30 protein-coding genes are annotated in these 26,055 nt (G+C 64.1%); 11 read left to right on the top strand and 19 right to left on the bottom strand.

The annotated features are described in order from the left end of the window. Positions 1 to 272 precede the first annotated feature (272 nt). The 10 genes from FHW92_RS16270 to ccoN all read right to left on the bottom strand — a co-directional run bounded on the left by FHW92_RS16270 (position 273) and on the right by ccoN (position 9,741). On the bottom strand, positions 273 to 1,586 hold the full coding sequence (locus FHW92_RS16270; RefSeq protein ID WP_168604324.1) for a radical SAM protein: 1,314 nt from the start codon (positions 1,584 to 1,586) through the stop codon (positions 273 to 275). A 62-nt stretch (positions 1,587 to 1,648) separates the two neighbouring features. After that, positions 1,649 to 1,882, bottom strand: coding sequence for a hypothetical protein (locus FHW92_RS16265; protein WP_168604323.1), 234 nt, complete (start codon positions 1,880 to 1,882; stop codon positions 1,649 to 1,651). Beyond that, positions 1,879 to 2,052 (bottom strand): cbb3-type cytochrome oxidase assembly protein CcoS, encoded by a 174-nt coding sequence (gene ccoS / locus FHW92_RS16260; RefSeq protein WP_168604322.1) that lies wholly within the window; start codon positions 2,050 to 2,052, stop codon positions 1,879 to 1,881. The genes FHW92_RS16265 and ccoS overlap by 4 nt, the downstream gene beginning before the upstream one ends. Continuing rightward, on the bottom strand, positions 2,049 to 4,196 hold the full coding sequence (locus FHW92_RS16255; protein WP_168604321.1) for a heavy metal translocating P-type ATPase: 2,148 nt from the start codon (positions 4,194 to 4,196) through the stop codon (positions 2,049 to 2,051). The genes ccoS and FHW92_RS16255 overlap by 4 nt, the downstream gene beginning before the upstream one ends. Positions 4,197 to 4,211: 15 nt before the next feature. Next, positions 4,212 to 4,709, bottom strand: a complete 498-nt coding sequence (locus FHW92_RS16250) for a FixH family protein (RefSeq protein WP_172249295.1) — start codon at positions 4,707 to 4,709, stop codon at positions 4,212 to 4,214. Positions 4,710 to 4,732: 23 nt separating this feature from the next. Next, positions 4,733 to 6,181: a cytochrome c oxidase accessory protein CcoG gene (gene ccoG, locus FHW92_RS16245; protein WP_168604425.1), complete on the bottom strand. Its 1,449-nt coding sequence runs from the start codon at positions 6,179 to 6,181 to the stop codon at positions 4,733 to 4,735. Positions 6,182 to 6,192: 11 nt separating this feature from the next. Next, positions 6,193 to 7,149: a cytochrome-c oxidase, cbb3-type subunit III gene (gene ccoP / locus FHW92_RS16240; RefSeq protein ID WP_168604320.1), complete on the bottom strand. Its 957-nt coding sequence runs from the start codon at positions 7,147 to 7,149 to the stop codon at positions 6,193 to 6,195. Then, a complete protein-coding gene (locus FHW92_RS16235; protein ID WP_168604319.1) occupies positions 7,136 to 7,312 on the bottom strand; it encodes a cbb3-type cytochrome c oxidase subunit 3 in 177 nt (58 codons plus the stop codon). The genes ccoP and FHW92_RS16235 overlap by 14 nt, the downstream gene beginning before the upstream one ends. Further along, positions 7,309 to 8,070 carry a cytochrome-c oxidase, cbb3-type subunit II gene (gene ccoO, locus FHW92_RS16230; RefSeq protein WP_168604318.1) on the bottom strand — a complete coding sequence of 254 codons (762 nt, stop codon included), beginning with the start codon at positions 8,068 to 8,070 and terminating at the stop codon, positions 7,309 to 7,311. The genes FHW92_RS16235 and ccoO overlap by 4 nt, the downstream gene beginning before the upstream one ends. A 12-nt stretch (positions 8,071 to 8,082) precedes the next feature. Continuing rightward, positions 8,083 to 9,741 (bottom strand): cytochrome-c oxidase, cbb3-type subunit I, encoded by a 1,659-nt coding sequence (gene ccoN / locus FHW92_RS16225; RefSeq protein WP_168604317.1) that lies wholly within the window; start codon positions 9,739 to 9,741, stop codon positions 8,083 to 8,085. A 488-nt stretch (positions 9,742 to 10,229) separates the two neighbouring features. On the opposite strand from ccoN, the gene FHW92_RS16220 reads away from it, so the two are divergent. Continuing rightward, entirely contained in the window at positions 10,230 to 10,931 is a 702-nt protein-coding gene (locus FHW92_RS16220; RefSeq protein WP_168604316.1) for an OmpW family outer membrane protein, read from the top strand. Positions 10,932 to 11,112: 181 nt separating this feature from the next. On the opposite strand, the gene FHW92_RS16215 is transcribed toward FHW92_RS16220, so the two are convergent. The 9 genes from FHW92_RS16215 to FHW92_RS16175 all read right to left on the bottom strand — a co-directional run bounded on the left by FHW92_RS16215 (position 11,113) and on the right by FHW92_RS16175 (position 18,825). Next, entirely contained in the window at positions 11,113 to 11,811 is a 699-nt protein-coding gene (locus tag FHW92_RS16215) for a Crp/Fnr family transcriptional regulator (RefSeq protein WP_168604315.1), read from the bottom strand. A gap of 356 nt (positions 11,812 to 12,167) precedes the next feature. Next, positions 12,168 to 12,941 carry a sigma-70 family RNA polymerase sigma factor gene (locus tag FHW92_RS16210; RefSeq protein ID WP_168604314.1) on the bottom strand — a complete coding sequence of 258 codons (774 nt, stop codon included), beginning with the start codon at positions 12,939 to 12,941 and terminating at the stop codon, positions 12,168 to 12,170. Then, complete coding sequence (locus tag FHW92_RS16205; RefSeq protein ID WP_168604313.1) at positions 12,938 to 15,073, bottom strand: flagellar biosynthesis protein FlhA; 2,136 nt, start codon at positions 15,071 to 15,073, stop codon at positions 12,938 to 12,940. Before FHW92_RS16205 ends, FHW92_RS16210 begins: the two co-directional genes overlap by 4 nt. A gap of 3 nt (positions 15,074 to 15,076) precedes the next feature. Next, on the bottom strand, positions 15,077 to 16,033 hold the full coding sequence (locus FHW92_RS16200; protein ID WP_246870204.1) for a transglycosylase SLT domain-containing protein: 957 nt from the start codon (positions 16,031 to 16,033) through the stop codon (positions 15,077 to 15,079). Positions 16,034 to 16,171: 138 nt separating this feature from the next. Next, complete coding sequence (locus tag FHW92_RS16195; protein ID WP_168604312.1) at positions 16,172 to 16,525, bottom strand: flagellar protein FlgN; 354 nt, start codon at positions 16,523 to 16,525, stop codon at positions 16,172 to 16,174. 3 nt (positions 16,526 to 16,528) lie between these two features. After that, on the bottom strand, positions 16,529 to 16,852 hold the full coding sequence (flgM, locus tag FHW92_RS16190; RefSeq protein ID WP_168604311.1) for a flagellar biosynthesis anti-sigma factor FlgM: 324 nt from the start codon (positions 16,850 to 16,852) through the stop codon (positions 16,529 to 16,531). A 193-nt stretch (positions 16,853 to 17,045) separates the two neighbouring features. Beyond that, positions 17,046 to 17,591 carry a flagella basal body P-ring formation protein FlgA gene (locus FHW92_RS16185; protein WP_246870203.1) on the bottom strand — a complete coding sequence of 182 codons (546 nt, stop codon included), beginning with the start codon at positions 17,589 to 17,591 and terminating at the stop codon, positions 17,046 to 17,048. Positions 17,592 to 17,671: 80 nt separating this feature from the next. Next, complete coding sequence (locus FHW92_RS16180; protein ID WP_246870202.1) at positions 17,672 to 18,151, bottom strand: hypothetical protein; 480 nt, start codon at positions 18,149 to 18,151, stop codon at positions 17,672 to 17,674. Next, positions 18,148 to 18,825 carry a MotA/TolQ/ExbB proton channel family protein gene (locus tag FHW92_RS16175; protein WP_168604310.1) on the bottom strand — a complete coding sequence of 226 codons (678 nt, stop codon included), beginning with the start codon at positions 18,823 to 18,825 and terminating at the stop codon, positions 18,148 to 18,150. The genes FHW92_RS16180 and FHW92_RS16175 overlap by 4 nt, the downstream gene beginning before the upstream one ends. 258 nt (positions 18,826 to 19,083) lie before the next feature. On the opposite strand from FHW92_RS16175, the gene flgB reads away from it, so the two are divergent. Genes flgB through flgK form a run of 10 tightly spaced genes read left to right on the top strand, consistent with a single transcriptional unit; the run spans position 19,084 to position 26,047 of the window. After that, on the top strand, positions 19,084 to 19,446 hold the full coding sequence (gene flgB / locus FHW92_RS16170) for a flagellar basal body rod protein FlgB (RefSeq protein ID WP_168604309.1): 363 nt from the start codon (positions 19,084 to 19,086) through the stop codon (positions 19,444 to 19,446). A gap of 2 nt (positions 19,447 to 19,448) precedes the next feature. Beyond that, complete coding sequence (flgC, locus tag FHW92_RS16165) at positions 19,449 to 19,856, top strand: flagellar basal body rod protein FlgC (protein ID WP_168604308.1); 408 nt, start codon at positions 19,449 to 19,451, stop codon at positions 19,854 to 19,856. Then, complete coding sequence (locus FHW92_RS16160) at positions 19,856 to 20,206, top strand: flagellar hook capping FlgD N-terminal domain-containing protein (RefSeq protein WP_168604307.1); 351 nt, start codon at positions 19,856 to 19,858, stop codon at positions 20,204 to 20,206. The genes flgC and FHW92_RS16160 overlap by 1 nt, the downstream gene beginning before the upstream one ends. Positions 20,207 to 20,234: 28 nt before the next feature. Continuing rightward, positions 20,235 to 21,047: a flagellar hook basal-body protein gene (locus tag FHW92_RS16155; RefSeq protein ID WP_168604306.1), complete on the top strand. Its 813-nt coding sequence runs from the start codon at positions 20,235 to 20,237 to the stop codon at positions 21,045 to 21,047. Positions 21,048 to 21,057: 10 nt separating this feature from the next. Then, complete coding sequence (gene flgF / locus FHW92_RS16150) at positions 21,058 to 21,804, top strand: flagellar basal body rod protein FlgF (RefSeq protein WP_168604305.1); 747 nt, start codon at positions 21,058 to 21,060, stop codon at positions 21,802 to 21,804. 29 nt (positions 21,805 to 21,833) lie between these two features. After that, positions 21,834 to 22,622 carry a flagellar basal-body rod protein FlgG gene (gene flgG, locus FHW92_RS16145; RefSeq protein WP_168604304.1) on the top strand — a complete coding sequence of 263 codons (789 nt, stop codon included), beginning with the start codon at positions 21,834 to 21,836 and terminating at the stop codon, positions 22,620 to 22,622. An 8-nt stretch (positions 22,623 to 22,630) separates the two neighbouring features. Continuing rightward, positions 22,631 to 23,290, top strand: coding sequence for a flagellar basal body L-ring protein FlgH (locus FHW92_RS16140; RefSeq protein WP_168604303.1), 660 nt, complete (start codon positions 22,631 to 22,633; stop codon positions 23,288 to 23,290). Positions 23,291 to 23,299: 9 nt separating this feature from the next. Then, a complete protein-coding gene (locus FHW92_RS16135; protein ID WP_168604302.1) occupies positions 23,300 to 24,391 on the top strand; it encodes a flagellar basal body P-ring protein FlgI in 1,092 nt (363 codons plus the stop codon). Next, a complete protein-coding gene (locus tag FHW92_RS16130; RefSeq protein WP_168604301.1) occupies positions 24,388 to 24,693 on the top strand; it encodes a rod-binding protein in 306 nt (101 codons plus the stop codon). The genes FHW92_RS16135 and FHW92_RS16130 overlap by 4 nt, the downstream gene beginning before the upstream one ends. 4 nt (positions 24,694 to 24,697) lie before the next feature. Beyond that, positions 24,698 to 26,047 carry a flagellar hook-associated protein FlgK gene (flgK, locus tag FHW92_RS16125; protein ID WP_168604300.1) on the top strand — a complete coding sequence of 450 codons (1,350 nt, stop codon included), beginning with the start codon at positions 24,698 to 24,700 and terminating at the stop codon, positions 26,045 to 26,047. The last annotated feature ends 8 nt before the right edge of the window (positions 26,048 to 26,055 follow it).

Below are 26,055 nucleotides of genomic sequence, written 5' to 3'. Positions count from 1 at the left end.
TTGGGGGATTTATGCCTCCGGCGGGCAAAGGGACTTGTCCCTTTGCAATCCCGTTACTGGGGTGGGTGAGGCTGGCGATGGAGTGTGTTGTGCCATGGGTGCAAGTAGCCTGCGGCGCGGCTGCGTAGCGCGTATCGGCGCCGCAGGCTTTAAATTCCAAACCCCGCACCCGACAACCAAAGGCCGAATCCATAGCGCCACGATGATAATATCGGGATTGTTAAGGGCCCCCGCCCTTAACCCGCCGGAGGCAAAACCCCTAAAAACCCCAATCAAACCGCCGAAGAAAACTTCTTCCCCGAATCCACCCGATAGGGATCGAACAGCGCCGCAATTGTGCGCGCATAGGGCAACCCGCCCGGCAGGATCGCCAGACGCCCGCCCTCCAGCCGCGCCAGCCCCCGTTCGATGAAGGGCGCAAGAGAACCGCGCAAAGCCGCCGCCAGTTCGCCGCCGATGTCCGCCTCGCCTTGACACAGCAGCGCCTCGATGATCGCGCCGCGCTTTTGGTCGTCGGCGCTGCGACGGATGCCGCCAACGCCCGTCAGCCGGTCCTGCGAGAGGAGCATGCGATAGCGCCCCGCGTTCTTCTCATTCTGGATGATCCGGTCGGGGAAGCAGGAAATGGCCGAAGCCCCTAGCCCGATCAGAACCGGCGCTGTATCCTCGGTAAAGCCCTGAAAATTGCGATGGAGCCGCCCCGCGACTGTCGCCTGCGCAATGGCATCACCGGGCAGCGCGAAATGGTCGAAACCCACCGGCTGATAGCCCGCATCGACAAGGTAATCATGCCCGCGCGCGGCCATCATGAAACGCTCATCCTGACCCGGCAGGTTCTGCGCGTCGATCCGGCGCTGGCGCGGCAGCATGTGCGGCACATGGGCATAGCCAAAGAGCGCGATGCGATCCGCGCCCAGTTCGCAGACGCGCGACAGGCTCTCCTCCACCATGTCCCAATCCTGACCCGGCAGGCCATACATCAGGTCATAGTTGAGCGAATTGACACCTGCCCCGCGCAGCATGGTGGTGGCGCGCTCGATCATCTCGCTCGGCTGGATGCGACCGATCGCGGCCTGCAACGTAGGCGAAAAGGTCTGCACACCGAGGCTCGCCCGCGTGATGCCGACGAAACTCAGCACATCGCCCCAATCCTGCGTCAGCGTGCGCGGATCGAGTTCGATCGACCAGACGGGATTGTCCAGGCTGAAATGCACGGTGATCGCATCGACCAGCCGGACGAAATCGGTCGGGCTGATCGCATTGGGGCTGCCCCCGCCAAAGGCGATGCGGCGCACCTTGATCCGCCCGTCTAGCCGCGGCCCGACAATCGCGATCTCCCGCGTCAGCGCGTCCAGATAGGAAGCCAACCGCTGCCTCTTGCCCGAGGCCCCGGTGTTGCACCCGCAATACCAGCAGATCTGCTCGCAATAGGGAATGTGGATATAGAGCGAGACCTCGCCCACCGTGGCGCGCAACGCTTCATCCAGCGCATCCGCGCCAATGGCAGGCGTGAACTCCGCTGCGGTCGGATAGCTGGTGTAACGCGGCACAGGCCGTTCCAGCAGTTCAGGATGATAAGGCCACATGGGGATGGTAATGCCCGCGCACCGGGCCGTTTTCTTTGCGCGCGATCAAGCGTGCGAAACTTTCAGCAGCACTTCTTTCCCGTGCGCTTGCGCTCGCCACCATGGCATCCCTTGACGCAGCAGCCGGGGGTCTGCTTGCCGGGAACATCCTGCGGCCCCACCGGCACGGAGATACTGCGCGTCACCCCGTCGCCCGAACAGATCGCGGCGACAATCGCCCCCTTCGCCGCCGCCGGGGCCACATTGAACACCGCCGGCGCCATTGCGATCAGCGCAAAGAGCGAAATCCGCCTCATCCGCGCTTCCCCTTCGTTTCCACGGGCAATTCCTCGTCATCGATCAGGATGCGCGCGGCGGCCCCATCCAGATCCTCAAACTGGCCATTGCGCAGCGACCAGAAGAAGGCCGCCAGCCCGGTCAGCCCCATCAGCAAGGCCACAGGGATCAGAAAAGCCAGTCCGGTCATCCTCTTGGCTCCCTTGCCGCCATCGCCAGACGCAGCGAATTGCCGATCACGATCAGCGAAGAGGTGGACATCGCCACCGCCGCGATCAATGGCGTAACCAGCCCCGCCATCGCCATTGGCACGGCCAGCACATTATAGCCAATCGCCAGCACGAAATTCTGCCGCACCACGCGCATCGTCGCGCGCGAAGTCGCCATGGCGCGCGGGATCGCCAACAGCGAATCGGAGAGGAACACAAAGTCCGCCGCCTGCCGCCCGACATCGCTGGCCGTGCCCGGCGCGATGGAGGCATGGGCGGCGGCCAGGGCGGGGCCATCGTTCAGCCCATCGCCCGCCATCAGCACATGATGCCCCGCGCCCTGCAAACGCTGGATCGCCTCCAGCTTGTCGGAGGGGCTGGCGTGGCCTTGCGCGGTCATATGCGTGGCGCGGGCCACCTCGGCCACGGCGGCCATGGCATCGCCCGACAGGATCGAAGGCTCGACCCCCATGGCGCGCATCCAGCCCAGCGCCTGATTGGCATCGGGGCGCAGGCGGTCGGCAAACAGGATCAGCCGCACCGGCATACCTTCGATATCCAGCGCGCTGGCCATACTTCCATTGGTGCCGGCGGTCGCCCCATCCGGGCGGCGCAGCGCCACCGGGCCGCCATGCCACAGCGCATGAATGCCCTGCCCCGCCACTTCCTCGACCTGTGTCAGCTCCGCCGCCGTCACGCCCCGCGCGCCCAGCGCCTCGACCAACGCACGGCTGAGCGGATGGCGCGAATGGCTGGCCAGCGCGAGGGCGACCTGCGCGGCCTGCGCGGGCAGAGCATCCAAAGCCTGCGGATCGGGCGTCGGGCGCCCCAGCGTCAGCGTGCCGGTCTTGTCCAAAAGTGCGCGGTCGATACGGGCCATGCGCTCCATCGCGCTGCCGTCCTTGACCATGATCCCGCGCCGCATCAGCGCGCCCGCGGCCACCACCTGCGCCACCGGCACGGCCAGTCCCAGCGCGCAGGGGCAGGTGATAATCAGCACGGCAATCGCGATCTTGAGGCTTTCATAGGCCCCCGCGCCCGCCACCATCCATCCGATAAATGTCAGCGCGGCCAGCGTATGCACGGCGGGCGCGTAAAGGCGGCTTGCCCGGTCGGCAATGCGGACATAGGCGCTGCGATGCTGGCCCGCCGCCTCCATCGTGCGCGCGATTTCGGCAAGGGTCGTGTCCGAACCCGCCGCCGTCACGCGCACATCGACCGGCGCGTCCATATTCAACATGCCCGCATGGACGCTATCGCCCTGCGCCACCGGCACAGCCGCGCTCTCACCGGTCAACAGGCTGCGGTCGAAACGGCTCGCGCCGCTCACGATCTCGCCATCGGCGGCCAGACGCTCACCCGAGGCCACGCGCATAACCATGCCGGGCAGCAGATCGCGCGCAGGAACCCAATCGATGGCTCCCTTGGCCACGACCATCGCGCCGGGTGCGGCCTGACGCAGCAGCGCATCCACTCCGGCCCGCGCCCGGTCGCGCATCATCGCGTCCAGCACTCGGCCCGCCAGCAGAAAAAGCAGCAGCATCAGCGTGCCGTCAAACCATGCTTCGGCGCCATGGTTGAGCGTTTCATAGAGGCTCAGCCCGGTCGCCAGGATCACGCCGATGGAGATCGGCACATCCATATTGGTGCGCCCATGTTTGAGCGCCCCCCATGCCGAGGCAAAGAACACCCGCCCCGCATAGAGAATCGCGGGAATGCCGATAGCAGCCGAGAGCAGATGGAACAGATCGCGCGTCGAACCTTCGGCCCCCGACCAGATGCTGACCGATAGCAGCATGACATTCATGCAGGCAAAACCGGCCACCGCCAGCGGCGCCAGCAAGGGTTTCACCGCCGAGGGCGGCGGGGCCAGATCCTCGACGCGAGGCTGGCTGGGGAAACCGATGGCGACCAGCGCGCCCACCAGATCGGGCACGCCCAGCGCTGCGTCATGCGCCACATTGACCTGCCGCGCGGTCAGATTGACCCGCGCCGATTGCACGCCGGGCAAAGCGCCCAGCGCCCGCTCGACCTTGCCCATGCAACTGGCGCAATGCATGCCCGGGACCACCAGCGTGGTGGTCTCGATGCTCTCGCTTTGGGTCAGGGGCGGGGCGCTGGCCATCTCATGCGTCCTTGGTCAGAGCATCTGCTGCAGGCGAACAGCGTGATGGCCGGCGGCATCATCGCCGTCCAGCTTCAGCCGCAGGCGCCAGCGGCCTTCGGGCAGCGGATCGATCGAGATCCAGCGCCCATCGCCCGCCTTGCGGAAGGAGACGGTGCGGTCGGCTTCCTGGCCCAGCGGGTGCCATGCCTCGCCGCCCAGCACGGCGTTTTGCGGGCGGGCCTCACCGATCAGCGAGACCGCGACGCGGCCATCGGCCTGACGCACCGCGCCCACTTGCCAGCCCAGCGCCTTTTCCTTCGCCGCCTCGTCCAGCCATGTGTTGTAATGCTGGCTGGCGACATAGGAATTATCGACCACCACGCCGCTGAAACTGCGACTGGCAAGGGTGGCCATATAGACGTTGACGACGATCACGATGCCGAAAAAAGCCACCAGGATCATGGTCATATGCCATCCGGTGAACCGGAAAGCGCGGCGTGCGGCAGGAGCAGGCGTCACAGGAGCAGTCATGGCGGGGGTACTCCTCTTAAGGTTCAGTCGTGGTCTTCATCGGGCGCGTCAAAGCGCGTTGCATAGCTCACCTCGCCGCCGTCCTGATCCAGCGCGCGAAGAGTAAAGCTGAGCTTGCCCTCATGCGTTCCGACCGGCGCCGTCACATAGATCCTTAGCGGAGCGGTGGTGTCGGCGGGAATGATCCGCGTCAAATCGCGCGCGGCCATCTCCTTTGCCATGTCCTCGCTCCACATTTTCGCGCCTGCGGGGCCATCCAGCGTCAATTGCATCTTGCGCGGGCGACCTTCCATGTTCTTCCAGCGCACCGCATAGGCATTGCGGATCTCGCCCGAGGACAGGATCATGTAGGGCGGGTTGCGATCCTTGCTGACCGCGATGGACAGGTGCTGGCGTGTGCCCAGCGCGAAGAGCAGAGCCGCGCCGATGGCCGACCAGATGCCCAGATAGATCAGCGTGCGCGCATGCCAGATCAGTTTCCAATGCGGCGTTGCGGGCAAGCCCTGCCGCTCGCGGGCCGAGTCCTCCAGCGTCACATAGTCGATCAACCCACGCGGGCGGCCGGTCTTTTCCATCACCCCGTCGCAGGCATCAATGCACAAAGCGCAGGTGATGCAGCCGATCTGGGGCCCTTCGCGGATGTCGATGCCGGTGGGGCAAACCGCTGCGCAAAGCCCGCAGTCGATGCAATCGCCCAGCGGCGCACCGGTCGGGCTCTTCTTGCCGCGCGGTTCGCCGCGCCAGTCCTTATAGGTCACCAGCAGCGATTTCTCGTCCAGCATCGCCGACTGAATGCGCGGCCAGGGGCACATATAGATGCACACCTGTTCGCGCATGAAGCCGCCGAACCACATCGTCGTGCAGGTCAGCACGAAGACGGTGGAATAGGCGATGGAGGGCGCCTGAAGCGTGACGAATTCACGCGCCAGCGTGGGCGCATCGGCGAAATAGAAGATCCATGCGCCGCCCGTCGAAATGGAAATGAGCAGATAGATGCTCCATTTCCCCAGCCGCCGCGCGATCTTGGCCGGGCCCCACGGGGCCTTGGCCAGCTTCATCTGCGCATTGCGGTCGCCGTCGATCAGGCGGTCGACATGCTGAAACAGGTCGGTCCACACCGTTTGCGGACAGGCATAGCCGCACCATGCGCGCCCCACCGCCGATGTGACCAGAAACAGGCCGATCCCGGCCATGATGAGCAGGCCCGCGACGAAGTAGAACTCCTGCGGCCAGATCTCGATCGCAAACATATAGAAGCGGCGGTGTTCAAGATCGATCAGCACCGCCTGATCGGGGGAATAGGGCCCGCGGTGCCAGCGCAGCCACGGGGTAATGTAATAGACGGCGAGGCAGAAGGTCATCACCGCCCATTTCAGGCGCCGGAAACGGCCGTCCACCGCACGCGGGTGGACGGCCTGAGTTTCCGCATGGAGCCGCTTAGGAGGCTGTCTGGTCAGCCCTTTGGGGTCCATGTTGGTCATAGTTATTGTCCTGTGCTCGCAGCGGTTTCCGCCGCAGGGGCCGCCGGAGCGGCAAAGGCTTCACCACCGCCAAGGCTGTGGACATAAGCCGCCAGCATCTTGATCGTGGCCGGGCTGAGGCGATTGCCCCAGGCAGGCATCACGCCGGCATGGGCATTGGTCACCGTTTCGGTAATCGCGGTGCGGCTGCCGCCATAGAGCCAGACCTTGTCGGTCAGGTTCGGCGCGCCGAACATGCGGTTGCCCTTGCCGTCGGCCCCGTGGCAGGCCACGCAATTGGCCGCAAACAGGGCCGCGCCGCGCTGAGCCGAGGCATTGCCCGGTTCCTGGCCCGAGATCTGGCGGACATAGCTGACCACGTCCTGCACATCGGCGGGTTTCAGGATGCCGTCGCGGCCAAAGCTGGGCATCATGCTGGTGCGGGTGGCATCATCGCCGGGCTGGCGGATGCCATGTTCCAGCGTGGTCTGGATGTCGGTCAGCGTGCCGCCCCACAGCCAGTCATCGTCATTCAGGTTGGGATAGCCGATGGAACCGGCCGCGCCCGAACCGTGGCAGGGAACGCAGTTGACCTTGAAGGCCGCCTTGCCGCCCGCAACCGCCTTGGCCAGCAGTTCCGGATTCTTGGGCAGGTCTTCGATGGGCGTGGCGTCGAGCGCTGCCAGAACCGGCGCGCGGGCCGCCTTGGCCGCATCCATTTCCGAGGCGAGCTGGCCACGGCTGGTCCAGCCGAAGGTGCCGTGGCTGCCTTCCTTGATGCCCGGAATGGCCGGATAGACCACGCAATAGCCGATCGCGAAAACGATGCAGGCATAGAACGTGTAGAGCCACCAGGTGGGCAGCGGGGTGTTCAGTTCCTCGATGCCATCCCATTCATGGCCCATGGTGGCGGTGCCGGTCGGCTCGTCCACGCGCGGGCCGCCGTGCTCCTTGGCATGTTCATTCTCAGGTGCGGACATGATCGTCCTCCTCGAAAATCATGGTGGCGGCCTCGTCGCTGTTCTTCCGCCCGCCGGGGCGGAAGGGCCAAGCGCAAAGCACCACAAAGCTGATCGTCATGGCCAGCAGCCCCCAGCTGTCGGCGAACTGGCGCAGGGCCTGATAGGTTTCGGTCTGGTTCACCGTCCCTTCTCCTTGGCCAGAGCTTCCTGCGCGGCGGCGCTTTCGGTATCCACAAAGGTGCCCAGCACCTGCAGATAGGCGATCAGCGCGTCCATTTCGGTCAGCTTTTTCGGATTGCCGTCAAAATCGCGGGCCTGCGCCTTGGGATAGCGCTTGAGCAGGTCGGTGTTGTCGGCATCGGGGTTGGCCTGGTTGATCAGGTCGTCCTTGGCCTTGGCGATATCGTCCTTGGTATAGGGCACGCCGGTGATCGACAGGGCCTTCACCTCGGCGGCGATATCGGGCTTCTTCAGCTCGTTCTTTGCCAGAAAGGCATAGTTGGGCATGATCGATTCAGGCACAACGCTGCGCGGCGCGGTCAGATGCTGGACATGCCAAGCGTCGGAATATTTGCCGCCCACGCGGGCCAGATCCGGCCCGGTGCGTTCCGAGCCCCACTGGAACGGGTGGTCATACATCGATTCGGCGGCAAGGCTGTAATGGCCATAGCGTTCGGTCTCGTCGCGGAACGGACGGATCATCTGGCTGTGGCACAGATAACAGCCCTCGCGGACATAGATGTCGCGCCCGGCCTGTTCGAGCGGGGTGTAGGGGCGAACGCCCTTCACCTTCTCGATGGTGTTGTCGATCCAGAACAGCGGCGCGATTTCCACGATGCCGCCCACCAGAACCACCAGCAGCGACAGGACGCCGAGCAGCGTGATGTTCTTTTCAATGGCGCCATGCCAATGGAACGGTTGCTTCTCTTGGGTAGCCATGATCGGTCCCCCTTATTCGGCAGGCTGAGCGACGAGAGGCACGTCGTTCGCCTTGTTCTGGTCGATGTTATACAGCGGCGCTTCGGCGCGCAGCGGGCTGCCCGCGATGGTCTTCCAGACGTTGATGACCATGAAGGCCGCGCCCGAGAGATAAAGCACACCGCCCAGCCCACGCAGCACATACATCGGATGGATGGCAGGCAGCACGTCGGCAAAGCTGTTGAGCAGATAGCCGTCGGCGCCATATTCACGCCACATCAGACCCTGCGTGATCCCGGCCACCCACATCGAGGCCGCATAGAACACGATACCGATCGTGGCGGTCCAGAAGTGCCAGTTGACCATGCGCAGCGAATAGAGCTGCGTGCGGTTCCACAGGCGCGGCGTCAGGTAATAGATCGCGCCAAAGGTGACCATGCCGTTCCAGCCCAGAGCGCCGGAGTGAACGTGGCCGATGGTCCAGTTGGTGTAGTGCGACAGCGAGTTGACGCTTTTCACCGACATCATCGGGCCTTCGAACGTGGACATGCCGTAGAAGGCAAGGCTCATCACGAACATGCGCAGCACCGGATCGGTACGCAGCTTGTCCCATGCGCCGTTCAGCGTCATCAGACCGTTGATCATGCCGCCCCAGCTGGGCATCCACAGCATCACCGAGAACACCATGCCCAGCGTCTGCGCCCAGTCGGGCAGCGCGGTATAGTGCAGGTGGTGGGGACCGGCCCAGATATAGAGGAAGATCAGCGCCCAGAAGTGGATGATCGACAGGCGATAGGAGTAAACCGGACGCTGGGCCTGCTTGGGCACGAAATAATACATCATGCCAAGGAAGCCCGCGGTCAGGAAGAAGCCCACCGCATTATGGCCATACCACCATTGCACCAGCGCGCCCTGAACGCCCGCGAACCAGCTGATCGACTGGCTGCCCAGGAAGCTGACGGGAACGGCCAGATTGTTGACCAGGTGCAGCATCGCCACGGTGATGATGAAGGACAGATAGAACCAGTTGGCAACATAGATATGCGGTTCGCTGCGCTTCATGATCGTGCCGCCATAGACGACCAGATACGACACCCAGACCACCGTCAGCCACAGGTCGACATACCATTCCGGCTCGGCATATTCCTTGGCCTGCGTGACGCCCAGCAGGTATCCGGTGGCCGCCAGCACGATGAAGAGCTGATAACCCCAGAACACGAAACGGGCGAGGCCGGGGAAGGCCAGCCTCGCCCGGCAAGTGCGCTGGACCACGTAAAACGACGTGGCGATCAGCGCGTTGCCTCCGAAAGCGAAGATGACCGCAGAAGTGTGCAGCGGGCGCATGCGGCCAAAATTGAACCAGGGTTCAAGGTTGATCTGCGGATAGGCCAGCTGAAAAGCGATGACGACGCCGACCAGAAAACCGGCGACGCCCCAGAACACCGTGGCGATCACGCCCCAGCGGATCACATCGTCGTCATACTTTGATGCGTCCCCGGTGGGGGCGGCCAGCCCACGGCTCACCCGTTGATAGTCGGGCGAACGAATGGCGAAGATCAGACCGACAAGGCAGGCGACAGCCACCGTCGCTGCCTGGATGGCAAAGGCGGTGTCATGCGCGGCCACGCTGGCCATGATAGATAGAAGCAGAAGCACCAGCCAGATGCCTGCTCGCGAGACTAGGGTAACCATGAGCCTTCCCTCTCAGGTTTGTGGAAGCCTCGCCTATGGGCGGGGCCAGACCGGATCACATTGATTCCCGTCAAAAGCGCGGGCGCGCGGGGGAATTCATTTTCAGAATATCCTAAAATGGAAAATTTATGAAGCGATGCAGATAGTTAATTGGTCCAATTGTGCGTCTGCGATAAGGCGTTTATCCGCCCGGCGGCCGTTCTGCGCCCCCTTGCGCGCAAGTTGATGGATTTTTGCCGATTCGCGCAGGGGGCGGCCAGAACGCGATATTGGCGCCGACCGAATTGTCGCAGCATAAAAAATCAGGCTTATTAATATTGGTCTCTGTAGAGACCCGATTTGCCGCAGTTGCAGCATGAATTGAGCAGGATCAACTCGGCCCTTGTCCGCGATCAATGCCCGATGCCAAGTACAGGCCCAAAGACACATCCAACGCCGCGCAAGAACGGCTCGCACAGGGCGGGCTCGGCGGCGAAAGATGAGGGACTATGCGCAATTTCACCAAGGCTGCGGCCGCCCTGACCGCTCTTGCCGCCGCCACCATGATGGCCGGCGCGGCCCATGCCGAAGGCAAGGCCGACGGCAAGATCCAGTTCAAGGTGCTGGCCACCGCCGTTCTGCCGGATGGCGCGGTGAAGCAGGTCAAGACCGACGTTCTGGGCTTGGTGCCTGCCGCTGTGGGCAACACCGTGGCCAGCGACAATGTGACCCCCACCGTGTCGATCGAATATTTCTTTACGCCCAATATCTCGGTGGAAACCATCGCGGGCGTGACGGCGCACCACGTGTCGGCCTCGGCGGGCGCGCTTAAGGGCACCGAGCTGATCAGCAAGATCCACATCGTTCCGGCCACGCTGACCGCCAAGTATCACCTGCCGCTGGGCCACGGCATCAAGCCCTATATCGGCGCCGGTCCCGCCCTGTTCATCGTGCTGGCCGACGAGCCCAGCGCCGCGCTCAAGGCCGCGCTGCCCGCCGTCACCCGCACCAAGCTGAGCAGCGAATTCGGCGTGGCGCTTCAGGGCGGTATCGATATCGCGCTGGGCAAGGGCTATGGCCTGTCCTTCGACGCCAAGAAATACTGGGTCGGCACCGATGCCACCGTCTATGCCGGTTCGACCCGTGCCCTGGTGACCCGCAACAAGCTTGACCCGTGGGTGCTGAGCGCGGGCGTGTCCTACCGCTTCTAAGGGCTGCTCTGCCCGCCGTGGTCCTTGCGTCTGATCTTCTGGCTCTGGATCAGGCGCAATCGGCGGGCAGTCAGACAGGTCCGCCACACAGGCGACCGGACGGGTGAAATGTGGGAAGGCATGTTTCACCCGTCAAACCGGCCCCGCACAAACGGCAGGGGCCTGACAGGCAAAAGCGCGATCAGCCCGCTTCGGCGGTCAGCGCAAAACGATCGGTGATGATCACCTCGCGGCGCGAAGGCAGATCGATGATCCCCTCGCCGCGCAAACGGGTAAACTGGCGGCTGACGGTCTCGATGGTCAGGCCCAGCACGTCGGCGATCTGCTGGCGGCTGAATGGCAGGACAAAGCGGTTCGCCTTACCCTCGTCGCCCGGCTCGCACGTGGCCGGGGCCAGACGGTCCGACAATTCGAGCAGGAAGCTCGCCACCTTCTCACTGGCAGACTTGCGGCCCAGCAGCAGCATCCAGCGCCGCGTGCGGTCCAGTTCGGTCAGCGTGCGTTGCAGCAGCTTGTGCTCAAGGCCGGGATGTTCACGCGCGAAATTATCAAAGTCGCCCCGCGAAAACACGCAGACCCGCGCGTCGGTCAGCGCCGTCACGCCATGGTTGGTCGTGCCGCCAAAGGGACGCCCAATAAAATCGCTGGGATAAACCACGCCCACGATCTGCTCGCGGCCGTCCTCGGTCCCGGTCGAGAGCTTGAGCACGCCCTCGATCACATTGGCGACCAGCACCGAATCCTCGCCTTCCCAGATCAGCGATTCGCCGGCCACAAGGCTGCGCCGCCGCCCAATCCCGTTGAGCGAGTTGATTTCATCCTTATCCAGGGCCGAACAGATCGCCCGGTTACGGACTACGCATTGATCGCAAGAAGACATGTATGCGTATCTAACAGCCTTGCCCCCTTCGGGCAATGCTGCACTTTGGTGGAGTATGGGTTGGGGACGTTTTATTTTAGGGGATTTAGAAAGTGTAAAGTTGCCTCCGGCGGGCAAAGGGCGGGGGCCCTTTGCAATCCCGATACTGTATGCGTGGCGTATCAGGTTTGGCCTTTTTGTGCCGAACGTGGCGTTAAAATGATAAAGCCTGCGGCGCGAACAGGGATGACCTTATCGCGCCGCAGGCTTTCAAACATAGCCCCAAACACCACCTCACCAATTGGCCGCCCAAAAAATGGGATTGCAAAGGGCCCCCGCCCTTTGCCCGCCGGAGGCACCCTAAAACCTTATAAAATCTACAAAATATCCGCCACATCCTGCAACGTATGGCGCAATTTCTCGATCGCCTGCGCCTTCAACTGATGCACGCGCGGGATGGACACCGAGAGCACCTCGGCAATTTCGGCAAGGTTGAGTTCCTCAACGAAATAGAGCTGGATCACCATCTGAAGCCTCTCGGGCAGCTCGGCGATGGCGCCTGCCACGCTCTGGCGCAATTCCTCGTCGGCCAGCAGCGCGAGGCTATCAGGCGCATCGTCGGCAAAGGCCATGTTGCTGTCGGAATAGGCATCGTCGATAGCCTCGAAACGTAGCGGTTCTGAGGAATTGCGCAAGGCCTCAAGCTCGCCCAGAGTGATGCCCAGCGCGCCGGACAATTCCACATCATAGGGTTCGCGCCCCAGTTTCCCGGTCAATTCCTGTGTCTTTTCGCGCATAAGCCGCCGCCGCTCAACCGCCCCGCGCGACAGGGGAACATGGCGGCGGATCAGATCGACCATCGCCCCCCTCACTCGCATCTTGGCATAGGCGGCAAAGCCGTCCTCGGTCGGCCCCTGATGGCGCTGGGCGCATTCGGTCAGGGCGACAAGGCCCGCCTGCATCAGATCCTCGACCTCTATGCCATCGCGGCCCGAGGACTGGAGATGCCAGGCAAGGCGCCGCACCATCGGCATAAAGCGGCGGACACGGTCGGCAATATCGCCGCCATAGGCCCTAGCCGCGCCGCCATAGGCGCGCGCCGCATTGCCTGCCGGCCGGGGTTTTGCGAAAGACTGGGGATCATGTTTCATGCGGCCATACTTTCAGAGGTCTGGCTGGAAGGATCGAAATCGGGCGAAGGCAGGCCCAGCGCTTGCGGGGCCGACGCGCCGATGACCGCGATCACCTCGACAGGCTGGGTTTCGGGCAATTCGGCAATCGACATCACCACGCATCCGGGCGCGCGCAGCCGCAGCAGCGCGGCCAGCGGGCGACGCAGGCGCGGCTGGACGATCAGGGCGACGGTCGCCCCGGTGCCGCGCTCGGCCACGATGGCGCTGGCCTGCTCGCCAATGTTGCGGGCAAGGTCGGGTTCGATGACAGGCTGGCCGCTGATCGGATCGACCAGGCCGCCCGCGATCATCGCCTCCAGCCCGGCGTCCAGCGTGACCACGGGCAGGCGTTCGCGCGGCGAACAGATCCGCCCGACGATCAGCCCGCCCAGATCCGCCCGCACCAGATCGACGATGCGGTCATGGTCCTGCGTCTGCTGCACCGCCTGCGAAATCGAGGAAAGGATCGGCAGCGGATGGGCCACCGAAATGCCGTCCTCCAGCAGATTGCGGAACAGGCGCGTCAGAGCCGCCAGCCCCAGCGGCGAAGGATAGACCGTTTCCACCAGCCCCGCCGCGCGGGTCTTGATCGCCTCGATCAGCGTTTTGACCTCATCCGGCCCCATCAGCATATGCGCGCGCTCGGACAGGAGCTGGTTCAACTGCGTGGCGATGATCGTGGAGGCGTCAACGGTCAGGAACCCCTCGGCAATCGCCAGATCGCGCGAGGCCGGGTCGATCCACCATGCCGGACAGCCAAAGGTGGGATCGGTGGTCTGTTCGCCCTGAAGGCGGGCATGGGGGTTGGCCTCACTGGCATCAATCGCCATCACCTTTTCGGGCCGCAACGTCGCCCCGCCCAGCGGCACGCCGCCCAGCAGGATGCGGTAATCATTGGGCGCGATCTCCAGCGAATCGCGCACCCGGAATTGCGGCACAATAAAGCCGAAGCTCTGCGACAATTGCTTGCGCACGCCCGTCACCCGGCTGACCAGCGGCGACCCGCGCCGTTCATCGACCAGTTGCACAAGGCCATAGCCCAGCTCGATGGTGACAAGCGTATGGTCGGACACGTCCTCCAGCTCGATGCGGGTCGGGTCGGCCTTGGCGACAGGCGCAGGGGCGGCCTCGGCAATCTTGCTCCTGGCCTCACGCTCGCGCAGCTTTTTCCAGAGGAAGAAAGCAAGACCCGCCGCGGGCAGGAACACCGTCTGGGGCATGGCGGGGATCATGCCGATCGCCCCCAGAATGCCCGCCACCGGCAGCCATGTGCGTGAATCGGCAAATTGCCCGCCGATCTGTCCGGCAAGGTCGCGACTATCGGTGACGCGCGTGACGATCACGGCGGCGGCGATGGAGAGCAAAAGCGCAGGCACCTGCGCCACCAGCGCGTCGCCGATGGAAAGGCTGATATAGCGGCTCGCCGCATCGCTGGCCGACAGGCCATGGGTAATCATGCCAAGGCAAAAACCGGCGATGATATTGACGCCAAGGATCAGCAGAGCGGCAATCGCATCGCCCTTCACGAATTTGCTGGCGCCATCCATCGAGCCGTAGAAATCGGCCTCGGTGGTGATTTCCCGGCGGCGGCTGCGGGCCTCATCGGCGGTGATCAGACCGCCCGCTAGATCGGCATCAATCGCCATCTGCTTGCCCGGCATCGCGTCCAGCGTGAAGCGGGCCGAGACTTCCGACACGCGCCCCGCGCCCTTGGTGATGACCACCATGTTGATGATCATCAGGATCATGAACACAAACAGGCCGACCGCGAAATTGCCGCCGATCAGGAAAGCGCCGAAAGCCTCGATCACATGGCCCGCCGCCTCGGGCCCTTCATGGCCATGGACCAGCACCACGCGGGTGGAGGCCACATTGAGCGCCAGACGCAGCAGCGTGGCAAACAGCAGAACGGTGGGAAAGGAAGAGAAATCCAGCGGTTTTTCCGCATTCATCGAGGCCATCAGCACCGCCACCGACAGCGCGATGTTGAACACGAAAAACACGTCGAGCATAAAGGCCGGGATCGGCACCACCATCAATACGATGATGGTCAAAATGCCAAAGGGCAGCGCCAATTGGCGCGGGCTGGCGATGGTCAGCAGCTTGTCCATAGCCTACATCCCCAACGCGCGCAGGCGCCCATAGGCATTGCGCACAAATTCGGGGGTGGCGCCATTTTCGGCCCCCAGCCCAAAGGCCGATTGCAGCGTATCGGCCATCGAATGCGCGGATGCGGCGGGCGCGGCCGCCTGCATCGCATTGAATTCGCGTGAGAGCGGGCCGCCGGTCTGCGGCGGGGCCGAAGCGGCGCCGGTTGTGGCGGGATCGGAGGGCATGGCCCATGCCATACCCCCAACCCCCATTCCCTCACCGCCATAAGCCGCGCCGCTCGCCATCATCGCATCCGCGCTGATCCCTTCTGCGGCCAGCGCGCCTTCCATCCGCCCCCGGATCAGCCCCATGACCGCCGCCACGCTGCGCGGGTTTCCGGCATCATCGTAAAAGATCGAGCGATTGGCCGATGCCGCCTTGGGCAAGAGTCCCGCCGCCGGTTGATCCGGGCTGGAGCCAAGAGCCGAAAGGAATTTGGCCGCGCCATCCGCGCCCAGAAAATGCGCGACATACAATTCGCTGGCATCGGGCGCGCGGCCCAGAACGGCGGTCAAGGCATCGGCATTGTCGCTGGCCAGACTGGCCGCCATCATCGCCGAGGCATGGGGATCGCCGCGCAGGCCCAGCAGCGCCGTGCGCCGGGCCGGATCGGCCATCGCCGCCCCCGTATTGCCCAGCCCCAGCATATCGCCATGCTTTTGCAGCGTCTGCAGCCAGGTGCTGTTGGTGAACTGATAAAGGCCCGACGCGCTGGAGGCGCCGTTGCGGGCCGCCGGGTTCAACCCCGATTCCAGCCGCGCCTGCGCCGCCAGATAGGAGAAATCCACCCCCGTGGCGCCCGCCGCACGGGCAATCGCGGCGCGGACATTGCCGCCGGGCACGCCATTGGCCGCCCCGCGGGCGGACTGGATCTTGTCGAGGTTGGCCGCCCATGAGGGCGACATATCCGGCTGGCTCAAGCCCAACTCCCAAAGCAAAAGGTTCGGGAGCGGATTTTGCAAAAGCCGTGCCAATTGGAGCGAAAACCGCGCCCATCGGGCAAAGCGGTGCTTTATCGTGCCACAGCCGCGCCAGCGCAGGCCATGGCGGGCCACGCCCTACCCCCGGGCCGCCGCATAGGCATAGGCAGGCGCGTTGACCCGCGCGCGATAGACCGAGGAACCGCCGGTAAAGGCCTCAAGCCGCGCGGCCACGTTGGCTGCGATCAGGTTGCGCACCTGGCGATTGACTTCATTCATCTTTTTGGCCGCTTCGAGCAATCCGCGACATTCATCGTCGATCGCGCTGATCCCGGCCATGTCAATGGCATCGCACATCGTGCTCTTGGCCGAGGCCGAACCCATGATCCCGTCCAGATCGAGCCCGGCCAAGGCCTGCCGCTCCTCTTGCAGGACGGCAACCATTTGCCGCAGCGTGTCACGCAGATCGAAAGGGGAAAGGGCCTGGCTCATGGGTCAAACTCGCAGCATCATGCCAGCGGCGATCATCGCGTCGCTGATCTTGGTGGGGATGATGGGATAATTGCCGTCCGCGATGGCCTTGCGGATCGAGGCCACGCGATCGGTGTCCACAGGGGCATCGCCCGCGCTGATCGCGGTGGTGCTGACCACGGTGGCGCCATCGCCGTTGACGGGCGAACCGGCGGCCGCCTGACCGGCGCTGCGCGTTTCGGTGGAAACCGAAGGCGTGGCAGCCGAAGAGGTGGCGACGGGGCGCACCGCATTCACTTGTAATTTAGGCCCTGAACCAATGCCAGGGCCGGAACCGATGCTGGACATCGAACCGCTCCTTGCTTTCTACAAGGCCAAGAACGGAGAAGGTTTGCCGGTTTTAAGAGATGGCGGCAAAAATTTGCGCGATCTTGCCGGGCGGCGCGAACACGGGCGGCGCAACGTGGCGCCATCCATGACGGCCAAACATGAAAAAGCGCTTAAAACCGCGCATAAGGGGGAAAAAGACCGCATGGGCGCGTCATTCGCGCAATTCGACCTCAACCTCGCCGGGGCGGGTGATGCGCGCACGCACGGCGTCGGTTTGCGAATAGGAGCCCGCCCCGCTGCGCAGGGTCCGCACGCGGATCCAGTCGCCCACCGCGCCCGCATCCAGCGCCTCGCCGGGCTGCGAAACGGCAAAGCCTTCGCCCACCACGGCAATCGTCACCGCCTCGCCGCGGGCAATGGCCGAGGGGGCATTTTCGGCCATGCGGACCGGCACAAAGACGCGCCAGCTGCCCGGATCGGGGCATTGCACCAGCACCGCATCGCGGCGGGTGGTACGCCAGCTGAGCGCAAGGGGGGACATGCAGGCGTTAAGCCGCAGCCGCCGATCCACCGGCATCATCGCGCCGCCGCTCTGGCCGATCGCCTTGCCGGTGAATTCGGCCACCTCGCGGTCGATCGCAACCAGATCGACAAAAGGGCTGGCGGCGGCATGGGCCTGGGGCGGGCTGATCCAGACCAGACCGGCCGTCAGCAACGCCGCACGCAGGGTGAAAGGGGTGAAAGCCTTGTTTCGCATGATCGTCCTTGCCCGATACAATGGGGCCCGGCGCGAAAGGGCGCCGGATACAGGGGCGATCAAAGCATATTCTGTGCCAATCAGGCCGGGCCCTTGTCATAGGCCAGCGCCGCCAGCGCCTCGATGCCCGTAGCCTCCGCGATCGGTTCGATCACGATACGCGCCCGCGCGCCCTTGCCGCCCGCCGCCGCCGCCATTTGCGCGGCAAGGCGCAGCGCCTCGGCCTGTGCGGCAGGGGGATAGCGCAGGGTGATCGAAAGCAACTGGCGACTGTCCGCCTGTTGTTCGGCCAGCCATTGCGCCAGCGTGGGGCCTCCGGGCGCCGGGCGCCAGATGGCCAGAGGCTCGCTGATGGCGGGCGCGGTGGATGCAGGGGCAGCAGCGGGCCGGGATGTGCCTTTGCGATCAGGCACATCGGCCATCGCGGCGGCCGTCACCATGAACAGGATCAGCGACAGATCGGCCAGCATCGTCTGCCAGCCGACCGGCGAGCGGGGCACAAAGACGGCCCCCGCGCGCAGATGGTCGCCGGGGCGTTCGACGGGCCGTGAGCGGATCATGCCGCCACGCCGGGCTGGTGGTGATGGCCGCGTGCCTCATGCTGCGGCACCATGGCCGGGGCGATCTCGGCCTCGAACCACTGGGCCAGAGCATGGCGAGCCGCTTCCTCGGCGCGGGCGTGGCGTTCGACCACACGCGCCAGCGGGGCCAGCAGCAGATTGGCCAGCACCAGACCGTAAAGCGTGGCATGGACCGCCATGCCGATCGCGGCCAGATAGGCCCCGCGATCCACCCCCTGCGCGGGCATTTGCGACAAGGAAATCAGCGTTCCGGCCAGCCCGAAAACCGGGGCCAGTTCGGTGGCCTGCATCAGTGTACGGATGGCCGCCTCGACCGGACCCAACCGCTTTTCGCGCGCATCGGCCAGCGCATCGTCAAAGCGCGCCATCGAGCGATGCGCCAACAGCGCATGAAGCGCATCGTCAAATTCGCCATCGCCGGTGCTGCGCGGATTGGCGCGTAGCGGGCCGTTGCGCTGAAAATCCTGCGCCGCGCGGGCGAGAGAGGCGCGCACCACCTCGCCGTCAAAGCGGCTGGGTGCAAACATCTGGCGCGCGGCAACGCGGATCGTGGCCGCCACATCCGAGCGCCCGCAGCGCAGCACCGTGGCCAGCGCCGTGCCGCCCACAACGATTGCCAGCGTGGTGCCATCATAGAGGGCGGTAAGATCCATGCCTGCCGAAATCCTTTGACCCAAATCCTTTGCGATACACGGCCAAGAACGGCTGCCATCAGCGCAAATTCACCCCACGGCCAGCAATTGCCGCCCCCCGGCAAAGCCTTGCCGCCCAGCATGGGACGCTTGCCGTCCGGCCCCGGCCATCGGTGCTTTCCCAGTGTTTTGCGCATCTCGTCCCGCAATTGGCACGGGCTTTGCAATTCTCATGGTTCGGGCATCCCGCCCCCTCGTTTCAAACCGTGGAGCCACCTGATGAGCGATCCTGCCAGCAATACCGGACTGTTCGGGGTCCATGGCATGGCGCTGGAATTGCGGTCCCAGCGCATGGGGCTGATTGCCAGCAACATCGCCAATGCCGCCACGCCCAATTACAAGGCGCGCGACATTGATTTCAACACCGCGCTCAATGCCCGGATCAAGGGCGCCAGTCAGGATCAGGCCGCCGCGGCCGCCGTGCAATACCGCGTGCCGGTGATGCCCAGCCTGGATGGCAACACGGTGGAAATGGGCAATGAACAGGTCGCCTTTTCCCAGAATGCGGTGGGTTATGCCTCCACCCTCGCCTTCCTTTCCGACGATGTCGGCGAGGTCAAGCGCGCGATCAAGGGAGAATAAGGATGGCCGGAACCGACCTTAACATCTTTTCCGTCGCGGGCCGGGCCATGTCGGCCCAGCAGGTGCGGATGAACACCGCCGCCTCCAATCTGGCCAATGCCAGCGCGGTGTCCAGCAAGGAAGCCGATGCCTATCGCCCGATCAAGGCGGTGTTCGCAACCCAGATGGACAAGGCCACCGGGCTGGCCACCGTCAATGTCAGCAGCGTCGTGCGCGCCGATGCCACGCCCGTGCGCCAGCATGATCCGGGCAACCCCCTGGCCGATGAAAACGGCGATGTCTGGGCCGCGCCTGTCGATGAAAGCGCCGAGATGGTCGAGATGCTCGATTCCTCGCGCCAGTACCAAAACCTCGTCGAAACCCTCTCCACCGCCAAGCAGCTCATGCTCGACACCATAAGGATGAAGTGATGACCACTGTATCTGCAACCGGCACCACCGGCACAAACACCTCGTCTTCCAGCACGGTGTCCAGCAATGGCGCCTCCTCGCTCAGCTTCAAGGATTACATCAGCCTGCTGACCACGCAGCTGAAATATCAGGACCCGACCGCGCCCACCGACAACAGCCAGATGGTGGCCCAGATGGCGCAATTCTCGACCCTTTCGGGGATTTCGCAATTGAACACCACCTCCTCGGCCATTTCGGGCCAGCTTGGCTCGCTCTCGGATCTGGCCACCAGCGTCTCGAGCATCTCGACCAAGCTGGACACGCTGATTTCCGCCCAGAAGGCCGCCGGCACCGGCTCGACCACCGCCTGATCCCCCCTTTTGCCAGACAGGACTTACCATGGCTTTTTCCATCTCTCTTAACGGCCTCAAGAATGCCCAGACCGAACTGGACACGATCTCGAACAATCTGGCCAATGCCGAAACCACCGGCTTCAAAAAGAGCCGCGTGAACTTTTCGGATCTGGTGGCGGGTTCGGCCTATACCAATCCCAAGCTGGTCCACGGCATCGGCTCGATGGTAAAGAGCATCGACCAGAATTTCTCGACCGGCCCGATGCAGTCGACCGGTTCAGCGCTGGACATGGCGATCAATGGCGAAGGTTTCTTTGCCATGAAAAACCCGCTGACCGGCGACATGAGCTTTACCCGCAACGGCAAATTCAGCACCGATGTCAACGGCTATGTCGTCGATGCCAACAACAACCAACTGCAGGTGCTCGCCTATAATTCCACCACCGGCACCTATGCCACCACCCCTTCGAGCGGCCTGCTTGCCCCCACCAGCAGCTCGGGCGCGGCCTTTGCCGGGGTTCAGATCAAGACCGACGGCACTGTCGTGGCCGCCTATGGCGATGGCACGACCAGCACCGTGGGCAAGGTCGCGCTGGCCGCCTTCACCTCGCCCAGCGGCCTGCTGCAAACGGGCAATCAGAACTGGGCAGCCACCGGCCTGTCGGGCGCGCCGACCTATAACCAGCCCACCACCGCCGGTCTGGGCCAGATCCTGTCGGGCGAGCTGGAAGGCTCGAACGTCGACATGGCCGAGGAAATGGTCAGCCTGATTACCGCTCAGCGCTTTTTTCAGGCCAATTCCAAGGCGATCGACACGTCAACGGCGATTGCCGACGCTGTCATCAACCTGCGCTCCTAAGGGCTGAGGGATGGACCGGCTGATCTATACGGCGGTTTCGGGCATGTCCGATTCGATGGTGCGCGAACGCGTCATCGCCTCGAACATGGCCAATTCCAGCACCATCGGCTTCAAGGCCGAAAAGCTCTACACCACGCCCGTCACGCTCAAAGGCCCCGCGCTGGAAGCGCGCGCCATGGCCGAGGGCGAGGTCAAGAGCGCCGATATGTCAGCCGGCAATATCACCCAGACCGGACGCAAGCTGGATATCGCCCTGCTGGGCGATGCGATGATTGCGGTGCAATCGGCCGACGGCACCGAAAGCTATACCAGGCGCGGCGATCTGACGGTTTCCCCCACCGGCGTGCTGGAAAATGGCGACGGGCGCCCGGTGATCGGCAATGGCGGCCCGATCACTGTGCCTCTGGACGCGCAGATCACCATCGGGCCGGACGGCATGGTGCTGGTGGCCAATACGGAAAACCCCAATCTGCCGCCCCAGCCCACCGACCGGATCAAACTGGCCAGCACATCGGGCACCACCATCGCCAAAGGCCTGGACGGCCTGTTTCGCGTGGTGGGCGGAGGCGTCTTGCCCGCCGATGAAAATGCGCGGGCCATTCCGAGCAGTCTGGAACAGTCCAACGTCAACCCTTCGGAGGTTCTGACCCAGATGATCCAGGCCCAGCGCCTCTATGACATCCGCACCAAGCTGATCGCCACGGCCAAGGAGGTGGACCAGTCGGGCACCTCGCTGCTGCGTATCTCCGGCTCCTGACACTCCATCTTTAAAAAAGGAAGCGCCCGATGCCTTCAACCGCTCTTCAAGTCGCCCGCACCGGTCTGGACGCGCAGGACACAAGGATGCGCGTCATTGCCAACAATCTGGCCAATGTCAGCACCACCGCCTACAAGCGCGACCGCGCCAATTTTGCGACGCTCGCCTATCAGGACATGCGCGTGGCGGGTCAGGCCTCGTCGAACCAGACCAATTACGCCACGGGCCTGAACCTTGGCACGGGCGTTGGCGTGCAATCGACCACCCGCGTCGATGAGCAAGGCACGCTCAATTCCACCACCAATGCGCTGGATCTGGCGATTTCGGGCAATGGCTATTTCCAGATCCTGCTGCCCACCGGGCAATTGTCCTATACGCGGGCGGGCAATTTCACCCTCTCGGCCGAAGGGCAACTCGTCACCTCGCAAGGCTATGTGGTGCAGCCGGCGATCACCATCCCCAATGGCGCCACATCCATCACCATTGCCAAGGACGGCACGGTTTCGGCCATGCTGCCCGGCACCACGGCGGCAACGCAGGTGGGCCAGCTCACCATTGCCAGCTTCGTCAACCCGGCCGCGCTGCAGGCCAGCGGCGACAACCTCTATGCCGAAACGCTGGCCAGCGGCCCGGCCCAGATCGGCGCGGCGGGTACAGCCGGGCGCGGCGACATTTCGCAGGGCTATCTGGAAACCTCGAACGTCAACATCGTCACCGAACTGGTCGACATGATCGAATGCCAACGCGCCTATGAAATCAATTCCAAGATGATCTCGGCGGTCGATGACATGCTCAAGAACGCGAACCAGACACTGTGACGCACGCCATGATCCTGCGCCCCCTGCTGCCTGCGCTGGCTGCATCGCTGCTGCTTGCAACGCCCGCGCAGGCCGGACGCCGCCCCGCTCCCGGTTTCGACGCCACGCTGCCCACGCCTCCCGCCATGGCCCCCACCGAGGGCGCGATCTTTATCGCGGCGGCCGGTTATGCCCCGCTGGTGTCGGGCGCGCGGGCGCAAAGGGTGGGCGATGTGTTGACCATCATCCTGAATGAAAACACATCCACCGCGAAAACCAGCACCGCCAAGACCCAGCGCACCGGCAGCGCCAATATCACCCCGCCCACGCTTGGCCCGCTCTCCATGACATCGACGCCCCTTAATGCATCCTCCTCCGGGTCGTTCAATGGTCAGGGCAATGCCACGCAGACCAATTCCTTCAGCGGAATGATCTCTGTGACCATTGCCGAGGTACGCCCGAACGGCACCGCCTTGGTGCGAGGAGAGAAACGCATGCTGCTGGCACAGGGCAAGGAGTGGATCCAGTTTTCCGGCATCGTGCGCCTGGCCGATGTGGATGCGGCCAATCAGATCCAGTCGGGCCAGGTGGCCGATGCCCGGATCGAATATGCGGGCAACGGCACCGTGGCGCAAAGCGCGCGCGAAGGCTGGCTCTCAAAATTCTTCAGCTATATCAGCCCGTTCTGAGGAAGCCTCATGCGTATCATTTCTCTCCTTGCCGCCCTTCTGGCGCTTTGCGCGGCCCCGCTTCATGCCGAACGCGTGCGCGATATCGGCAGCTTTCAGGGCGTCCGCTCAAACCAGCTCACCGGCTATGGCATCGTGGTGGGGCTCGACGGCACGGGCGATGATACGCTCGACTATCTGACCCAGGCGATGAAGGGCGTGTCGGGCCGGATGGGCCTGCAATTGCCGCCGGGCGTCAATCCGGGGCTGAAAAACGCCGCCGCCGTGATGGTGATTGCCGACCTGCCCGCCTTTTCCAAGCCGGGCCAACGCATCGACATCACCGTTTCGGCCATCGGCAAGGCCAAGTCCCTGCGCGGCGGGGCGCTGATCCTGACGCCGATGTATGGCGCCGATGGCCAGATCTATGCGATGGCGCAGGGCAATCTGGCGGTGGGCGGCCTTGGCATTGCCGCGCGCGACGGGTCGCAATTGTCGGTCAATGTGCCCACCACCGGCCGCATTGCCGAAGGGGCCACGGTCGAACGCGCGGTCAGCACCGGTTTCGACAAGGCGCCGATCCTGCGCTACAATCTCAACACTGCCGATTTCCTGACCGCCCAGCGCGTGCGCGATGCGATCAACCTGCGCTATCCCGGCATGGCCAGCGCCGAGGACGCCGTGACCGTGGCGCTGCGCATGCCCGATGGCGCCGATACGCGCGCCTCGATGCTGGCCGCGATCGAGATGATCAATGTCAGCCCCGCCGAGGCCGCCGCCAAGGTCATCGTCAACAGCCGCACCGGCACCGTGGTCATCAACAGCGCGGTGCGCCTCTCGCCCGCCGCTGTCAGCCACGGCAAGCTGACCGTGCGGATCGACGAGAAATCCCGCGTGACCCAGCCCGCGCCCTTTTCCAATGGCCGCACCGCCGTCACGCCCAACAGCAACATCTCCGCCGAGGAGGAGAAGGCTCATGTCGCGCTGCTGAAAAACGGCGCCTCGCTGTCCAAGATCGTCGATGCACTCAATCTGCTGGGCGTCACGCCCTCGGATCTGGTGGCCATCCTCGAAGCGTTGAAAGAGGCAGGCGCCCTCAAGGCCGAGATGGTGGTGATATGAGCGATACGACCATCAGCAGCGCCTCGGCGCCCTCGGCCACCGGCGCTTCGCCCAAGCCCACCAAGGCCCAGATCCACGAGGCGGCGCAAAAGTTCGAGGCGCTGATGCTGCGGCAGATGCTGGCGCAGGCGCGCAAGGTCGATTTCGGCAACACGCTGTTCGACAACAAGGCAGCTGAGAATTTCCGCGACATGCAGGACAGCAAAATGGCCGACACCATGGCGCAGCGCGGCACTTTGGGCTTTGCGCGCATGATCGAGGCCCAACTGGCCCGCCAGAGCGGCGCGGGCAACGGAGAGTGAGCCGATGAGCGCCAACATGATCTCCATCGCGTCGAGCGGCCTGCGGGCCGCGCGCGCCGCGCTGGACGTGACATCGCAGAACATCGCCAATGCCGGCACCGAAGGCTATGTCCGGCGCAGCGTTTCGCAAAACGAATTGTCGGCCAGCAACCTGCACGCCAGCTATGGCGAGATTTCGCAGCTGGGCGTGCGGGTTGCGGGGATCACGCGCAATGTCTCGGGCTTTGATCAGGCCGAGGTGCGCCGCACCACATCGGACGCCACGCGCGCCGACACATTGGTCGACGGATTGACCCAATTGTCGGATACGGCGGACAATTCGGGCGTCTTTACCGCGATCACCAATTTTCAATCCGCCCTGTCGCAAATGACGGCCAGCCCGGCCAATTCCTCGCTGCGCGCCAATGTGGTCGAGGCCGCGCGCACGATGGCGCAAAGCTTCAATGCGGCCAATAACGGGCTGCAATCGGCCGTCACCGGCATGCAGAACGAGGCCGCCGCCGGGGTCAAGGATCTCAATGATCTGGCCACCAATCTGGCGCAGGTCAACATCCGCATCTCGGCCGACACCGACCCGGCCAGCAACAGCGCGGGCCTGCTGGATGAACGCGACACCATCCTGCAAAAGATGGCCGCGATCACCCATATCAACACCACGATCAATGCCGACAACACCGTCACCGTGCAACTGGGCACGGGCACCGGCACCACGCTGGTCGATCATGCTGCGGCGGGCAGCCTGACCATGACGACGGGCAGCGACGGCAACATCTCCTTCACGCTGGCCGACACGACGGGCGCGTCCACGGCGATCACTCCGGCGGGCGGCTCGCTGGCCGGACAGCAGCAGGCGATCAGCGCAGGCGTCACCGCCCTGTCGGGGCTGGACAGCGTGGCCAGCGCCATGATGAGCACCATCAACACCGCACAGGGCCATGGCGTCGATCAGACCGGGGCCATCGGCGCGGCGATGTTTACCGGCAATCGCGCGGCCGACATGACCATGGCGCTGACCAACCCCAACCAATTGGCCGCCGCATCGGCCGGATCGACCGTCAGCAGCCAGAACGGCAGCAATCTGAGCGCGATGATCAGTTCGCTTACCAGCGCCAATGTCTCGGGCCAGATGAATGACTATCTGTTCGGCCTGTCGAGCGCGGTGGCCAGCAACACCACAATGCGCGACGCCTTCGACACGATCGCCACCAATGCCAAGACCTCGCTGGCCGCCGCATCGGGGGTCGATCTCGATACCGAGGCGGCCAATCTGGTACGATACCAACAGGCCTATCAGGCTTCGAGCAAGGTTATTCAGGTAGCATCGACCCTCTTCGACCAATTGCTGAATCTGTAACGGAAAGG

Origin of the sequence: Novosphingobium sp. SG707 (assembly GCF_012275515.1) — a bacterium.
Taxonomy (GTDB): domain Bacteria; phylum Pseudomonadota; class Alphaproteobacteria; order Sphingomonadales; family Sphingomonadaceae; genus Novosphingobium.
Note: the sequence above shows the minus strand (reverse complement) of the source record. Positions and strands in the feature narration are given on the sequence as shown.

Coding starts and splice junctions, on each gene's coding strand:
- FHW92_RS16205 (WP_168604313.1), bottom strand. CDS start 15,073: ATGGACAAGCTGCTGACCATCGCCAGCCCGCGCCAATTGGCGCTGCCC.
- flgK (WP_168604300.1), top strand. CDS start 24,698: ATGAGCGCCAACATGATCTCCATCGCGTCGAGCGGCCTGCGGGCCGCG.
- FHW92_RS16180 (WP_246870202.1), bottom strand. CDS start 18,151: ATGATCCGCTCACGGCCCGTCGAACGCCCCGGCGACCATCTGCGCGCG.
- ccoP (WP_168604320.1), bottom strand. CDS start 7,149: ATGTCCGCACCTGAGAATGAACATGCCAAGGAGCACGGCGGCCCGCGC.
- FHW92_RS16215 (WP_168604315.1), bottom strand. CDS start 11,811: ATGTCTTCTTGCGATCAATGCGTAGTCCGTAACCGGGCGATCTGTTCG.
- FHW92_RS16220 (WP_168604316.1), top strand. CDS start 10,230: ATGCGCAATTTCACCAAGGCTGCGGCCGCCCTGACCGCTCTTGCCGCC.
- FHW92_RS16195 (WP_168604312.1), bottom strand. CDS start 16,525: ATGAGCCAGGCCCTTTCCCCTTTCGATCTGCGTGACACGCTGCGGCAA.
- flgC (WP_168604308.1), top strand. CDS start 19,449: ATGGCCGGAACCGACCTTAACATCTTTTCCGTCGCGGGCCGGGCCATG.
- FHW92_RS16130 (WP_168604301.1), top strand. CDS start 24,388: ATGAGCGATACGACCATCAGCAGCGCCTCGGCGCCCTCGGCCACCGGC.
- FHW92_RS16255 (WP_168604321.1), bottom strand. CDS start 4,196: ATGGCCAGCGCCCCGCCCCTGACCCAAAGCGAGAGCATCGAGACCACC.
- FHW92_RS16135 (WP_168604302.1), top strand. CDS start 23,300: ATGCGTATCATTTCTCTCCTTGCCGCCCTTCTGGCGCTTTGCGCGGCC.
- FHW92_RS16270 (WP_168604324.1), bottom strand. CDS start 1,586: ATGTGGCCTTATCATCCTGAACTGCTGGAACGGCCTGTGCCGCGTTAC.
- flgF (WP_168604305.1), top strand. CDS start 21,058: ATGGACCGGCTGATCTATACGGCGGTTTCGGGCATGTCCGATTCGATG.
- flgM (WP_168604311.1), bottom strand. CDS start 16,852: ATGTCCAGCATCGGTTCCGGCCCTGGCATTGGTTCAGGGCCTAAATTA.
- FHW92_RS16155 (WP_168604306.1), top strand. CDS start 20,235: ATGGCTTTTTCCATCTCTCTTAACGGCCTCAAGAATGCCCAGACCGAA.
- FHW92_RS16265 (WP_168604323.1), bottom strand. CDS start 1,882: ATGAGGCGGATTTCGCTCTTTGCGCTGATCGCAATGGCGCCGGCGGTG.
- ccoN (WP_168604317.1), bottom strand. CDS start 9,741: ATGGTTACCCTAGTCTCGCGAGCAGGCATCTGGCTGGTGCTTCTGCTT.
- flgG (WP_168604304.1), top strand. CDS start 21,834: ATGCCTTCAACCGCTCTTCAAGTCGCCCGCACCGGTCTGGACGCGCAG.
- FHW92_RS16210 (WP_168604314.1), bottom strand. CDS start 12,941: ATGAAACATGATCCCCAGTCTTTCGCAAAACCCCGGCCGGCAGGCAAT.
- FHW92_RS16175 (WP_168604310.1), bottom strand. CDS start 18,825: ATGGATCTTACCGCCCTCTATGATGGCACCACGCTGGCAATCGTTGTG.
- flgB (WP_168604309.1), top strand. CDS start 19,084: ATGAGCGATCCTGCCAGCAATACCGGACTGTTCGGGGTCCATGGCATG.
- ccoG (WP_168604425.1), bottom strand. CDS start 6,181: ATGGACCCCAAAGGGCTGACCAGACAGCCTCCTAAGCGGCTCCATGCG.
- FHW92_RS16250 (WP_172249295.1), bottom strand. CDS start 4,709: ATGACTGCTCCTGTGACGCCTGCTCCTGCCGCACGCCGCGCTTTCCGG.
- FHW92_RS16160 (WP_168604307.1), top strand. CDS start 19,856: ATGACCACTGTATCTGCAACCGGCACCACCGGCACAAACACCTCGTCT.
- ccoO (WP_168604318.1), bottom strand. CDS start 8,070: ATGGCTACCCAAGAGAAGCAACCGTTCCATTGGCATGGCGCCATTGAA.
- FHW92_RS16140 (WP_168604303.1), top strand. CDS start 22,631: ATGATCCTGCGCCCCCTGCTGCCTGCGCTGGCTGCATCGCTGCTGCTT.
- FHW92_RS16185 (WP_246870203.1), bottom strand. CDS start 17,591: ATGCGAAACAAGGCTTTCACCCCTTTCACCCTGCGTGCGGCGTTGCTG.
- ccoS (WP_168604322.1), bottom strand. CDS start 2,052: ATGACCGGACTGGCTTTTCTGATCCCTGTGGCCTTGCTGATGGGGCTG.